The organism is Nocardioides salarius (assembly GCF_016907435.1).
In the GTDB taxonomy this organism is placed as follows: domain Bacteria; phylum Actinomycetota; class Actinomycetes; order Propionibacteriales; family Nocardioidaceae; genus Nocardioides; species Nocardioides salarius.
The window spans coordinates 2,174,705-2,188,163 of sequence record NZ_JAFBBZ010000001.1; the positions used below are offsets into that span (position 1 = coordinate 2,174,705).

The 13,459-nt window shown below is 72.1% G+C and carries 8 protein-coding genes; 2 read left to right on the forward strand and 6 right to left on the reverse strand.

All coding sequences use genetic code 11. The features are described 5' to 3' along the window. Positions 1-425: 425 nt before the first annotated feature. The 3 genes from JOE61_RS10470 to JOE61_RS10480 all read right to left on the reverse strand — a co-directional run bounded on the left by JOE61_RS10470 (position 426) and on the right by JOE61_RS10480 (position 6,344). Positions 426-4,373 (reverse strand): PKD domain-containing protein, encoded by a 3,948-nt coding sequence (locus JOE61_RS10470; RefSeq protein ID WP_193671093.1) that lies wholly within the window; start codon positions 4,371-4,373, stop codon positions 426-428. 151 nt (positions 4,374-4,524) lie between these two features. Next, positions 4,525-5,610: an inositol-3-phosphate synthase gene (locus JOE61_RS10475; protein ID WP_193671094.1), complete on the reverse strand. Its 1,086-nt coding sequence runs from the start codon at positions 5,608-5,610 to the stop codon at positions 4,525-4,527. 20 nt (positions 5,611-5,630) lie between these two features. Continuing rightward, a complete protein-coding gene (locus JOE61_RS10480; RefSeq protein ID WP_193671095.1) occupies positions 5,631-6,344 on the reverse strand; it encodes a PadR family transcriptional regulator in 714 nt (237 codons plus the stop codon). 159 nt (positions 6,345-6,503) lie between these two features. Between JOE61_RS10480 and JOE61_RS10485 the strand changes: the two genes are divergently transcribed. Together JOE61_RS10485 and JOE61_RS10490 are read left to right on the forward strand one after the other, a co-directional pair. Beyond that, the gene (locus JOE61_RS10485) at positions 6,504-8,822 is read left to right on the forward strand and encodes a transglycosylase domain-containing protein (protein WP_193671096.1); all 2,319 of its coding nucleotides are present in this window, start codon (positions 6,504-6,506) and stop codon (positions 8,820-8,822) included. Then, positions 8,819-10,234, forward strand: coding sequence for a glycosyltransferase family 87 protein (locus tag JOE61_RS10490; protein WP_193671097.1), 1,416 nt, complete (start codon positions 8,819-8,821; stop codon positions 10,232-10,234). The genes JOE61_RS10485 and JOE61_RS10490 overlap by 4 nt, the downstream gene beginning before the upstream one ends. Positions 10,235-10,320: 86 nt before the next feature. On the opposite strand, the gene JOE61_RS10495 is transcribed toward JOE61_RS10490, so the two are convergent. Genes JOE61_RS10495 through JOE61_RS10505 form a run of 3 tightly spaced genes read right to left on the reverse strand, consistent with a single transcriptional unit; the run spans position 10,321 to position 13,448 of the window. Beyond that, positions 10,321-11,430 (reverse strand): alanine racemase, encoded by a 1,110-nt coding sequence (locus JOE61_RS10495; protein WP_193671098.1) that lies wholly within the window; start codon positions 11,428-11,430, stop codon positions 10,321-10,323. 7 nt (positions 11,431-11,437) lie between these two features. Continuing rightward, positions 11,438-12,628: a lipid II:glycine glycyltransferase FemX gene (locus tag JOE61_RS10500; RefSeq protein ID WP_307822927.1), complete on the reverse strand. Its 1,191-nt coding sequence runs from the start codon at positions 12,626-12,628 to the stop codon at positions 11,438-11,440. Between the two features lie 10 nt (positions 12,629-12,638). Further along, positions 12,639-13,448, reverse strand: a complete 810-nt coding sequence (locus JOE61_RS10505; RefSeq protein WP_193671099.1) for a deoxyribonuclease IV — start codon at positions 13,446-13,448, stop codon at positions 12,639-12,641. Positions 13,449-13,459 lie beyond the last annotated feature (11 nt).

Below are 13,459 nucleotides of genomic sequence, written 5' to 3' on the forward strand. Positions count from 1 at the left end.
ACGGCGGGCACGTCGGTCACCGGGTCTCGGCGACGTTCCTCGCTGGCGCTCGTCACTGCTCGACCAACGACAGCGCCGCACCGTTGGTCGAGCAGCGAGGGCCGGAGGCTCGAGCGACGCCGAGACCCGGTGACCCCATGGCGCACGGCGGGCACGGGGCCCACTGGGTCTCGGCGTCGTTCCTCGCTGGCGCTCGTCACTGCTCGAGCAACGACAGCGCCGCACCGTTGGTCGAGCAGCGAGGGCCGGAGGCTCGAGCGACGCCGAGACCCGGTGACCCCATGGCGTACGGCGGGCACGTCGGTCACCGGGTCTCGGCGACGCTCCTCGCTGGCGCTCGTCACTGCTCGACCAGCGGAGTCGGCGCGGACGCAGACCGGCGCCGGCCCCATGCGGGGACCGGCGCCGGCGCTGTGCTGCTGGCGCTACTTCCTGGTCACGAACCCGTCGACGTAGGCCAGCCGGGAGCGGACCTTCAGCACGAGCGTGTGCGACCCCTTGCCGAGACCGGTGAACCGGCGCTCGAGGGCCACGCGCCGCGAGGGCTCGTCGCTCCTGAACGAGACCACCCCCACGCGCTCGCCGTCGACGAGCACCGTGGCCTTGCCGCCCCGGGCGTCGGTGCCGTAGACCACGGCGGCCTGCGGGCCGCTGAAGTCGAGGCGCAGCACGTCCTTGCCGCCGCCCTGGCCCTTGGCCGCGTTGTCGCAGTAGTTGCCTCCGGGCCCGCGCTGCGACCCGACCGTGCGCCACGAGCCGGAGCGCTCGACCTTGCCGGACTGGCAGGCCGAGAACCGGTGCACCCGGAACCGGATCGTGTCGGTGTCGCTGGCGCCGGCCTCGTCGGTGACCGTCAGGGTCACCTTCTGGATGCCCACCTCGCGGAAGCGGTGCTTGGTGCGGCGCCCACGGGCGTCGACCTCACTGCCGCCGTCGTGGAAGTCCCAGGTGTAGGTCAGGTCCTTGGCGTCGGACTCGGCGTCGCTGGAGCCCTTGCCCGACAGCCGCACCGAGCGCGCGTTGGTCGCGCGCGCCGGCTTGGCCCGCGCCTCGGCGGTGGGGGCGGTGTTCTCGCCGTCGCCCTCGGTGACGGTGATGGTCACCGACGCGGTGTCGACGGCGCCCTGCGGGTCGGTCACCGTGACCGTGGCGGTCTTGGTGCCCGCCGTGTCGTACGTCGTGGTCACGACCTGGCCGGTCGCGTCCTTGGTGCTGCCTCCGTCGCCGAGGTCCCAGCTGTAGTCGAGGTCGGCGGCCGGCGTCTGGGCGTCGGTGCTGCCCTCGGCCGAGAGCGTGACCTCGTCGCCGGTCCCGACCGTGGCCGGGGTGGCCTTGGCCGCGGCCTGCGGCGCGGTGTTGTCGCCGGCCGGCTCCTCGTCGAGGTAGCCGTAGTCGAACTCGCCGCAGCCGGAGCCGACCGTCAGGTCGACCACGCCGGTCAGGTTGTTGGCCGGGGCCGCGTCGGCGCCGGTCATCTCCTTGACGGTGAAGCCGAGGCAGCCGAACGCGAACTCCCAGTCGCCCGACGTGGTGCTCGGGTCGGAGTAGTTGTCCACGTGCGGCTTCGCCGGGGCGTCGGAGAAGCTCGAGCGCCCCGCCGCTGCGGTGAACGCCGCGTCCGCCAGCTCGGGGGTGTCGCTGCCCGGGGTGGGCGTCGCGTCGAGCGGCGACTGGGCCGGCGGGTTGTCGGTGCCGGTGTTGCCGTAGCCGTGCGCCTCGTCGGTGTAGACCAGTGAGAGGCCGGCCTCGAAGGCGGCGCCGCCGCGGTCGGCCTGGCCCTTCCCGTCGAAGTCGAAGCCCGACCGGTCACGCATCTCGAGGTAGTAGGCGTGGTCCTGCTGCGAGGCCGCGCCGGCCTGCAGGAACTTCCAGCCCTGGGTGCAGCTCTGGGCCACCGCCAGGTCCTTGCGGCAGCCGCCGTTGAAGATGCGGCCGTCGTCGGGACCGCCGCTGGTCTCGAGGTCGGCGACCAGCACGTCGTACGGCGCCTTGCCGGGCTCGGTGACGGTGACCTTGAGGTCGTCGACGAACCAGCCTGGCCGGGCCAGGCCCGGGTCGGTGGCGTAGCTGAAGCGCAGCGCGCCGTCCTGCTGCCCGGCGAGCTCGCTGATGTCGTAGCGGTCGGCGAGGAAGACCGCCTCGGGGGTCTCGCCCAGCTTGCGGTCGATGGCCTCCGAGCCGGCCTGGTAGCTGCCGGAGGTGCCGGTCAGGCCGTTGTCGAAGGTGGCCTGGCACTGGTTCTGGTTGGGGTTGCCGGCCGTGGGGTCGGTGTTGGAGGTGGTGTAGCCCTCCTCCGACTCGTGGGAGGTGTAGGTCTTGCCGCCGTCGGTGGTGGTGAGCACGAAGCCGTAGTCGTAGTCCCACTCGATGTCCCACCACGACTTCATCGACAGCTCGACGGTGCTGCCCGCGGGCACGCTGGCCAGCTGGGGGATCGCCACGTCGAGGTTGCGACCGCTCTGCGGAGCGCAGCCGAAGTCGTTGCCCGAGCCCGACCACCACGCGTGGGTCTTGCTCGCCTTGTCACCGGAGTCGAAGACGGCCGGGTCGAGCAGCTGGCGACCGGGCAGCTTGGCGACGTACATCTGCGAGTTCTGCACGCGGCCGTCGGTGCCCTCCCGCAGCGTGTACGGCGTGCCGTCGGGGGTCTGCCACGTGATGGCGTCGATGTCGGTCTTGGAGTCCTTCCAGCCCGTGACCGACGTCGAGGCGTCGAGGACCTGCGGGACGACCCAGCCCATCTCCTGGCGCGAGAACGCGTCCATGTTCTGCGACTGGTCGGTGGCCATCAGGTTCCAGTCGCCGTAGGTCTCGCGGCTGCCGGTGGAGTAGAAGTCCGGCAGGCCCAGCGAGTGGCCGTACTCGTGGCTGATGACGCTCGCGGCGTCGATGGCGGTCTCGGGGTTGACGTTGTAGGGCCCGACCCGGACGAAGACCTTGAGGTCGGCGCCCTTGTCGGTCGTGGTCATCGTGGTCCGCGCGGTGTCGGTGTACCAGAGCGGGCGGCCCTCGAGGTCCTTGAGCTGGTCGTCGGTGGTGAAGCCGGCCAGCCCGGTCGTCGGGTCGGTGTAGTAGAACTCCAGCGACGAGGAGTGCGGCCACACGTTGTCGTACGGCGCGCCGGCGTACTCGCAGCCGGCCACGCTGAGCTGGCTGGCGCCGTTGCCGCCACAGCCGGCGAAGACGGCCATGAAGAAGTCGACGACGCCGTCCTTGTCGGTGTCGAAGTCGGAGTAGTCGACCTCGGGGTCGGCGATCGCCGCGGCGTCGTAGACCATCTTGCCGGGCGTGCCGCAGCCGCTGTCGATGGCCTGGAGGGCTCCGACGCCGGCGAGCGCGCCGATCAGCGCGGAGCCGTTGGCGTCGGCGCCGTAGTAGGCGGTGTTGCCGGGCAGGTTGTAGACGCCGTCGCTGATCCGCTCGGGGTAGAGCGGGGTGCCGGCCGGGTCGAGGGGGGAGTCGGCGTAGGTCAGGCCGCCGGTGCAGGTCTGGCCCGGCTCGACCCCGGTGAACTCGAAGCCCGGCGCGTAGGTGAAGTCGGTGCCGTCGAGGCCGGCCGAGGGCACGGTGCCCTCGGGGAACAGCTGGCCCAGGCTCATCTCCTGGAACAGGTTGAAGGTGGAGCCCTCGAAGGCCGGGTCGTTGATGACCTTCTCGAGCTGGTCGCCGGTGTGGGTGGCCTGGTAGGCGCGGTCGGTGTACTGCACCGGGACGATCGGGAAGGGGCGGTCGCCGTAGCGCGCGGTGTCGTAGATCTCGTCCGGCGGGATCACCTTCGGGCCGTGGCTGGTCACGCTGGTGCTCTGCGCCGCGCGGGTGATCCGGGCGGTGGTCGACAGGTCGCGCCACACGATGGTGGGCTCCTGGGCCAGCGAGTCGGCCCGGTGCTCCAGCACCAGGGTGACCCGGGCCGGCGACTCGGCGCTGCCGGCGGGCACCAGCGGCACGGTCCACACGAGAGTCTCGGTGCCGCCGGCGGGCACCGGGCTGGCGGAGGTCCCGCCCGGCGCGCGGGCGCCGGTGATGGTGCTGCCGCGCGGGGCGGTGACGGTGATGCTCACACCGGTGACCGGGGTGGTGCCGGAGTTGGTGAGCAGGATCCGCGAGGGGTAGGTCTCACCGGGCTTCACCCAGCCCACCGAGGAGACGAAGCTGTTCTCGACGGCGAGGTCGCCCAGGGTGGCCTCGCTGGGCGGGGCGGCCACGTCGCCGGGGGCCGCGGTGGCGGCGAGGGCGCTGGCGGGGCTGCTGGCAGGGGCGGCGCCGGCGGTGGCTCCGAGGCCGAGGGCCCCGATCGCCGAGAGTGCGGTGGTGCCGGCGGCGAGCAGGGCGGTGGCCCGGAGCCGCCGGCGGTGGCGGGGTGTGGGGTGCATGGTGGTCCTCGAGACGGGGCGCCCCCTGGTAGGGGCGCGTCCCCCGGGCAACGACCCCCGTACACCCGGGGTTACGTCCGACGACGAACGGCGCGGACCCGGGTGGGTCCGCGCCGTTCGTCGTGCTGCTGGTGCTCCTGGGAGCTGCTGGCTACTCGTCGCCGGCGATGAACGCCTCGACGCGACGGCGGCCCTCGTCGTCGGGCAGCTGCACCGGCGGGGACTTCATCAGGTACGACGACGCCGAGATGATCGGTCCGCCGATGCCGCGGTCCTTGGCGATCTTGGCGGCGCGCAGGGCGTCGATGATGATGCCGGCCGAGTTGGGGGAGTCCCAGACCTCGAGCTTGTACTCGAGGTTCAGCGGCACGTCGCCGAAGGCGCGGCCCTCGAGGCGCACGTAGGCCCACTTGCGGTCGTCGAGCCACTCGACGTGGTCGGAGGGACCGATGTGGACGTTGCGGTCGGAGATCTTGCCCTTGAGCTCACCGGTCAGGTTCGAGGTGACGGCCTGGGTCTTGGAGACCTTCTTGGACTCCAGGCGCTCGCGCTCGAGCATGTTCTTGAAGTCCATGTTGCCGCCGACGTTGAGCTGGTAGGTGCGGTCCAGCGTCACTCCGCGGTCCTCGAACAGGCGGGCCATCACGCGGTGGGTGATGGTGGCGCCGACCTGGCTCTTGATGTCGTCGCCGACGATCGGGACGCCGGCGTCCTCGAACTTCTTGGCCCACTCGGGGTCGGAAGCGATGAAGACGGGCAGGGCGTTGACGAAGGCCACGCCGGCGTCGATGGCGCACTGGGCGTAGAACTTGTCCGCCTCCTCCGAGCCCACGGGCAGGTAGGAGACCATCACGTCGACCTCGGCCTCACGCAGCGTGGCCACGACGTCGACCGGCTCGGCGCCGGACTCCTCGATGGTCTCGCGGTAGTACTTGCCCAGGCCGTCGAGGGTCGGGCCGCGCTGGACCTCGACACCCAGGGTGGGCACGTCGGCGATCTTGATGGTGTTGTTCTGGGAGGCGTGGATGGCCTCGGAGAGGTCCTTGCCGACCTTCATGTCGTCGACGTCGAAGGCGGCGACGAACTCGACGTCCTTGACGTGGTACTCGCCGAACATGACGTGCATCAGACCGGGGACGCTGCCCTCGGGGTCGGCGTCCTTGTAGTACTCGACACCCTGGACGAGGGAGGTGGCGCAGTTGCCGACTCCCACGATTGCTACTCGAACCGAACCCATCGGGTCGTTCCTTCCTTGTCTCACGACTCCCCGGCCGCGGGGCCGGGTCGTCGAGCTGTGGTCGCCGGCACCTCGGCTGAGGTGTCCGGTGGGACGTGCTGGTCGTCGTTCTCGTCGGTGTGCGCGTCCCGGGGGGACTGCGGGGACTGCTGGGCCTGGGCGGACTGCGGTCGGGCCGCGTCGCGACCCGGGTGGTTGCCGTCGCGCTCGGCGTTGATGAGGTCGGAGAGCCACCGCACCTCGCGCTCGACCGACTCGACGCCGTGGCGCTGCAGCTCCGCGGCGTAGCGGTCGACCTCCTTCTGGGTCATCGACAGCTGTCCCTGGACTCGCTCCAGGCGCTCCTGGAGGCGGGTGCGGCGGCCTTCGAGGACCCGCAGCCGGATCTCCATGTCGGTGGAGGAGAAGAAGGCGAAGCGGATGTCGAAGTTGTCGTCCTCCCACGCGGTGGGACCGACCTCCGACATCAACCGCTCGAACTCATGGGTGCCGGCCTCGGTGACCTCGTAGGTGATCCGGGGCCGACGGCTCACGGGCGTGCGGGTGGGGGCGGACTCGTCGATCAGCCCGGCGCGCAGCATCTTCTTCAGCGTCGGGTAGAGCGAGCCGTAGGAGAGCACCCGGCCCCAGCCGAGCATCAGGTTCAGCCGCTTGCGCAGCTCGTAGCCGTGCATGGGTCCCTCGTGCAGCAGTCCGAGGACTGCCAGCTCGATGGTCTCTCCACGACGTGCCATGCGACCTATCGTAGCGATATATCCCTGCGATGAGAAAAGTGCGTGGTCAGCCGCGTCGCGCCGTGATCGGCGCGTCCTGGCCGCGGGTGCGTACCCTGATGGACGGTCCGGACCACCGGGCGCCCCCCGCGCGCCCCCTTCCCCTGGAGCAGCACCGACGTGACAGCCAAGCGCAGGGCCGCGGGCCCGGCCGTGAAGAAGACGCCCAAGAAGAAGACGCCGCGCACCTGGAAGCAGCGCTCCCTCAGCGTCCTCAAGTGGGGCTCGATCGCCGGTGTCGTCGGGGTCCTGCTCGCGGCCGGCGGGTTCTTCTACCTCTACCAGAGCACCGACATCCCCGACCCCAACGCGGAGTTCGAGACCGAGACGACCTTCGTCTACTACGCCGACGGCAAGACCGAGGCGGGCCGCTTCGCGACCCAGGACCGCACCTCGATCTCCTACGACGAGATGCCCGACTCCATCAAGGACGCGGTGGTCGCCGCCGAGAACCAGTCGTTCTGGAGCGACTCGGGCCTGGACCCGAAGGGCATCGCGCGGGCCTTCTTCAACAACGCCGCGGGCGACGACACCCAGGGCGCGTCCACGATCACCCAGCAGTACGTCAAGGTGCTCTACCTGACCCAGGAGCGCTCCTACGAGCGCAAGGTCAAGGAGGCCATCCTGGCCTTGAAGCTGCACCGACAGCAGTCCAAGACCGAGATCCTGCAGGGCTACCTCAACACCATCTACTTCGGTCGTGGCGCGTACGGCGTGCAGGCGGCCGCCCAGGCGTACTTCGACAAGGACGCCGCCGACATGAACCTGCGCCAGTCGGCGGTGCTGGCCTCGGTGCTCAACAACCCCTCGCGCTTCGACCCGGCCGGCGGCAAGGACTCCAAGCAGGCCCTCAAGGGGCGCTACGCCTACGTGCTGAGCCAGATGGAGAAGCTCGAGACCATCACTCCCGAGGCCGCGGAGAAGGCCGTGAAGCGGCTGCCGAAGTTCCCGAAGATCCAGGCCCAGAGCACCTACGGCGGCCAGAAGGGCCACGTGCTCGAGATGGTGCGCGACGAGCTCAACCGCCTCGGCTTCAGCGATGACGAGATCGACGGGGGCGGCCTGCGGGTCACCACGACCTTCACCGAGGACGCGATGACGGCGGCCGAGGAGGGCGTGCTCGAGGCGCGCCCCGAGGGCTTCGGCGACAAGCAGCTGCACGTCGGTGTGGCCAGCGTCGAGCCGGGCAGCGGTGCCGTGCGCGGCTTCTACGGCGGCCAGGACTACGTGCAGTCGCAGTACAACTGGGCCGTCACGGGCGGACAGGCCGGCTCGACGCTGAAGGCCTTCGCCCTCGCGGCGGCCATCAAGGAGGGCTTCTCGCTGCGCGACACCTTCGACGGCAACTCGCCCTACGAGCTGCCCGACGGCACCGAGATCGAGAACCAGGGCGACGCGAGCTACGGCTCGGCGATCGACATGGTCTACGCGACCCAGAAGTCCGCGAACTCCGCCTTCATCGACATGACGCTGGCGATGGACAAGGGCCCCCAGAAGATCCTCGACATGGCCAACGCGATGGGCATCCCGCCGGGTGAGGCGGGCAAGAACGCCGCCGGCATCCCGCCGACCTCGCCGGGCCTCGAGCCGATCACCGGCATCGCCCTGGGCAACGCGACCGTGAGCCCGATCAACATGGCCAACGCCTACGCGACGATCGCCAACGAGGGCGTCTACTCCGAGCCGTACGTCGTCGAGGAGGTCGTGGGCGCCGACGGCGAGGTCGAGTACACCCACGAGGAGAGCACCCAGCGTGCCGTGGGCGCCGACATCGCCGCCGACGTCTCCTACGCGCTGCAGCAGAACGTCACCGGCGGCTCCGGCACCGCCGCGCTCGCCCTGGGCCGCCCCGCCGCAGGAAAGACCGGCACGGCCACCAACGGCAAGGGCGAGGTCTCCTCGGCCTGGTTCGCCGGCTACACCCCGCAGATGTCGACCGCGGTGATGTACGTGCGCGGCAAGGGCAACGAGCAGCTGCAGGGCTGGCTGCCGGAGTACTTCGGTGGCGCCTACCCCGCCGACACCTGGCTCGCGGTGATGAGCGACCTGATGGAGGGCCTGGAGGTCGAGGAGTTCCCCGAGCCGGTCTTCGTCGACGGCGAGGCGCCCCCGGGCTACGAGCCGACGACCGCCCCGCCGACGCCGTCGAGCCCGCAGCCCACGCAGCAGTCGCCCACCAAGCAGCCGTCGCCGACCCAGGAGCCGAGCCCCACCGAGGAGCCGACCACCGAGGCGCCCACCCCGACACCGAGCCCCACCGACGACTGCGAGGGCATCCTCTGCGGGCCGAGCGGGAGCCCGTCGCCCTCGGGCAGCTCCTCGCCGACGTCGCAGCCGTCGTCGACCTCGTCCCCGGCCGCCGGGGGCGGCTCGCCCTCGCCGGGCCAGGGCGCGGGCCGTGACGACGCCGCGTACGCCGAGCGCCGCCGCGTGCAGTGACCGACGGCGCGCCCACCCGCGAGGACCCGCTCGCCGCGACCCTCAGCGAGGGTCTCGGCGGGCCCCTGGGTGAGCGCGCCGGCCGGCACCCCTGGTGGACGCCGGTGCGGGTGCTGCTGGCCCTGGCCGCGGTCGTGGTCGCGCTGGGGATGCTCCAGAAGGCGCCCTGCTACTCCGAGACCTGGAGCGACAGCGACGCCCGCTTCAGCCAGATGTGCTACTCCGACCTGCCCTACCTCTACACCGGACGCGCGCTGGTCGAGCGGGCCTGGCCCTACTCGGGCGACGAGTCGCTGCGCGAGCGCTACCCCGAGGTGATGGAGTACCCGGTCGGGATCTCCTACTGGGCCTGGGGCACCGCGCTGGTGGCGCAGGGGCTGACCGAGGGGCTCACCGGCCTGCCCGACCTCGATGCGCGCCGCGCCGCCGACCCGGGCTCGCTTTTCGGCGACGTCGAGGTCCAGCGCGAGATCCGCGCGTTCGTCATCGTCAACGCGCTCGGCTTCGCGGTGCTCACCCTCCTCGCGGTGTGGCTGCTGGCCCGCACCCACCCGCGGCGACCGTGGGACGCGCTGTGGTTCGCCGTCTCCCCGGCGCTGCTGCTGACCGGCCTGGTCAACTGGGACCTGCTCGCGGTGGTGCTGGTCGCCGGCGCGACGTGGGCGTGGGCGACCGGGCGACCGCTGCTGACCGGGGTGCTGGTCGGCCTCGGCACCGCCACCAAGCTCTACCCGCTCTTCCTGCTGGGCGCGCTGCTGGTGATCTGCCTGCGCGAGCGCCGGTGGCGCGCGCTGGGGCTGGCCTGGCTGGGCGCGGGCGTCGCGTGGGTGCTGGCCAACCTGCCGGCCGTGCTGACCGGCCTCGAGCAGTGGCGGGTCTTCTGGTCCTTCAACTCCGAGCGCGGCGCCGACCTCGGCTCGTTGTGGCTGGTCGCCGCGCAGGCCGCCGACCTCGACATCACGCCCTCCACGATCAACACCACCTCGCTGGTGTTCTTCGCCGCCTGGTGCGCCGGCGTCTTCGTGCTCGGCATGCTGGCCCCCGAGACCCCGCGCCTGGCGCAGCTCGGCTTCCTGCTGGTCGCCGGCTTCCTGCTGGTCAACAAGGTCTACTCGCCGCAGTACGTGCTGTGGCTGCTGCCGCTCGCGGTGCTCGCCCGGCCCCGGCTGCGCGACCAGCTCGTGTGGCAGGCCGGCGAGGTCCTCTACTTCGCGTCGGTCTGGTGGTACCTCGGCGGCCTCCTCGACGCCGGCGGGGGCGGTGACGCCGGCTTCTACTGGGTCGCCATCGTGCTCCGGGTCGCCGCCGAGCTCTACCTCGTGGCCCTGGTCACCCGCGACGTCTGGCGGCCCCGCCACGACCCGGTGCGGCGGCGTACGGACCGGCTGCATGAGTCCCCGGCCAGCCGGTGACTCATGCGCTTGATGGGTGTTGCAACCCCTGACAAGTGCAGGAGTCCCCGGTCAGCCGGGGACTCATGCAGGGGTCCGACGCACCCTCAGGTGACGACGATGCGGTCGAACGTGGTGGCGGTGTAGCGCACCCGGACGTCGACGGTGTCGCCGACGGCCGGCACCCGGGCGCCGGCGGGCAGGAAGAGCATCGAGGCCTGCATGTGGGGCGGCTCGGCGAAGAGGCGCTGCTTGGCGTCGATGGAGAACGGGGAGCGCACGAAGCCGACCGCGTCGAGGCCGCCGCGGGCCAGGGTCGCGGCGCGCCCGCGCAGGCCGAGGTCGCCGGTGGGCGCCTCGAGACCGATGCCGTGGGCGGTGCCGCCGGTGACGACCAGCAGGTGGCCCGACTTGGGGGCGGTGCGGCCCCGGTAGCCGAAGACGTCGCCGCGCTCGAGGGGGTGCACGTCGAGGACGGTCGAGGTCACCGTCAGCGCGCTGCGCTCGCCCAGCCACAGGCCGGTGCCCATCCGGGAGCGGAAGCGGTACTCGGGCCAGCGGGCGGCCAGCCCGGCCAGCTCGGTGTCGCTGAGGTGCGAGACCCACACGGTGCGGGCGCCGGGGCCCTCGGGCAGCTCGGCGCCGACGACGTCGGTGAGCAGGCGCGAGGCCTCGGAGGTGTGCGAGCCGTGGGCGAGGGGGAAGTGCATGGCCACGCCCTCGAGCCGGGCGCCGGGGTGGGCGCGCAGCACCTCGCCGACCGACCACAGGCCGCGCGCGCTGAAGCCGTGGCGCTGCATGCTGGTCATCCGCTCCAGCACGAACCGGGCGCGGGGGCGGCGCTCGAGCAGGTCGCGCAGGTCCTCGAGGCGGCCCACCGTGTGCACCAGCCGGTCGGCCAGCGCGTCGTCGGCGGTGGCCTCGAGCGCGGTGCCGAACGGGCGCCACGGGGTGAGCACGACGATGCTGCCGCCGAAGCGCTGGGCGACCTCGCCGATCTCGTCGTACATGCCCACGGCCAGGGTGTCGCAGGTGCCGGCCCCGGCGTCGTGGCCCAGGTCCTGCTCGGCCAGCCACTGGGTACGCCGCGCGAGGCGGCCCAGCCCGAAGCCGTAGCCGTTGCCCTTGACGACGGGCACCAGGCCGGGGTGGGCCGCGGCGGTGCGGCGCAGGTGCTCGCGCCAGCGCGGGCCGTCGACGGTCAGGACCAGGCTCATCGCGCGCTCACCTGCGTGCCATGTAGAGGCTGAAGGCGCGGTAGAGCACCTTGTTGAGGGGCAGGTCCCACTCGCCGGCCAGCTCGACGGCCTGGCCGCCGGTGCCGACCTTGAACTGGATCAGCCCGACGTGGCTGTCGTCGCCGTCGAGGGTGTCGGTGATGCCGCGCAGGTCGTAGACGTGGGCGCCGGCGGCGAGCGCGTCGCGCATCATCGCCCACTGCGCGGCGTTGGAGCCGCGCACGTCGCGCTTCTCGGTGGAGGAGGCCCCGTAGGAGTACCAGGCGTGGGTGCCGACGCGGATCGCGATGGTGGCCGCGACCAGGTCGCCCTCGTGGCGGGCCAGGTGCAGGCGCATCCGGTCGGGCTGCCCGAGCTCCTCGCCCTCGCCGGCCAGCGCCTCGACCATGGTGCGGAAGTAGGAGAGCGGGCGCGGGGTGAAGTGGTCACGCTCCGCGGTGTGCACGTAGAGCTCGTGGAACGCCTCCAGCGCCTCCAGCGCCTCGGCCACGCCCGAGGTCGACTGCACCTCGACGCCGGCCTTGGCGGCCTTCTTGATGTTGCGGCGCCACTGCTGGTTCATCGCCTTGAGCACGGCGTCCTCGTCGAGGGCGGCGCCGTCGGCGTCGACGAGCGGCACCTGGAAGACGAACTGCGGCTGCCCGGCGGCGAAGCCGCCCTCCACGCCCTGGTGGCGCCAGCCCAGCGACGCGAGCTGGGAGAGCACCCGCGCGCCGACGTGGTCGCGCTCGAGGGGAGCCAGGTCGCCGAGGCGGCGTACGGCGTCGTCGGCGATGCCGTCCTTGACCTGCTGGGCGCTCCAGCGGGCGGTGACCACCGGCGGGCCCATTCGCACCCCGAAGGCGCCGCGCCCACGGCAGTGGGCGGCCAGCGGCCGCAGCCAGCGGGCCAGGTCGTCGTCGGCCCAGTCGATGACCGGGCCCTCGGGCACGTAGGCCAGGTAGCGCTTGAGGCGGGGCAGCTGACGGTAGAGCACCAGCGCCGCGCCGACGAGCTCGTCGCCGTCGAAGAAGCCCAGGGACTCGCGGCGCCACTCCGACTTCACGCGGCCCCAGGCGGGGGTCTGCAGGAAGCTGGCCGACTCGCGGGTCTCGAGGAACCCCAGGTGCTCGGCAGGCGTGATCTCCCGCACCCGGATCGGGGCGGAGGTCTCGGCTCGGGGCGCGCTGCGGGTCACGGCGGCGACGTTACAGCCGATCGCGGAGCCAGGCCGCGTCGGCGACGTGCGCCTCGGCGGGGCCCGGGGTCTCCATCACGACCGGCGCGCCGGCGTCGCGCACCACGGCGGCCAGCAGGTCGGGGTCGATGCGCCCGGCGCCGAAGTTGGCGTGCCGGTCGGCGCCCGAGCCGAACTCGTCGCGGCTGTCGTTGGCGTGCACCAGGTCGATGCGTCCGGTGATGGCCAGCACGTCGGCGACCACGGTCTCGAGGGCGTTGCCGCCGGCGTGGGCGTGGCAGGTGTCGAGGCAGAAGCCGACCATGTCGGCACCGTCGGTGCCCTCGATCGCGGCCCACACGCCGGAGATCCGCTCGAGGTAGCGGGTCATCGCGTTGTCCCCGCCGGCGGTGTTCTCGATCAGCAGCGGGACCTTGACGTCGGTCGCCTCGACGGCCTTGCGCCAGTTGTCGAAGCCGATCGACGGGTCGTCGGCCTTGTTGACGTGGCCCCCGTGCACGATGAGGCCCTTCGCGCCGATCTCGGCCGCGGCGTCCATGTGCTGCTGCAGGAGCTTGCGGCTGGGGATCCGGATGCGGTTGTTGGTGGTGGCGACGTTCACGATGTACGGCGCGTGCACGTAGAGCTCGACCCCCGCCTCCGCGGCCTCGTCGCGCAGGCCGGCCGCGCCGCCGGGGTGCTGGATCTCGGGGCCCCGGTAGCCCTGCGGGTCGCCGAGGAACATCTGGACCAGCGGCACCCCGCGCTCACGGGCCTCCCCGACCGGGTCGGCCTGGTCGACGTGGGCACCGATGGCGATCTGCTGGGACTGCGGCGACATGTCCCCAGCCT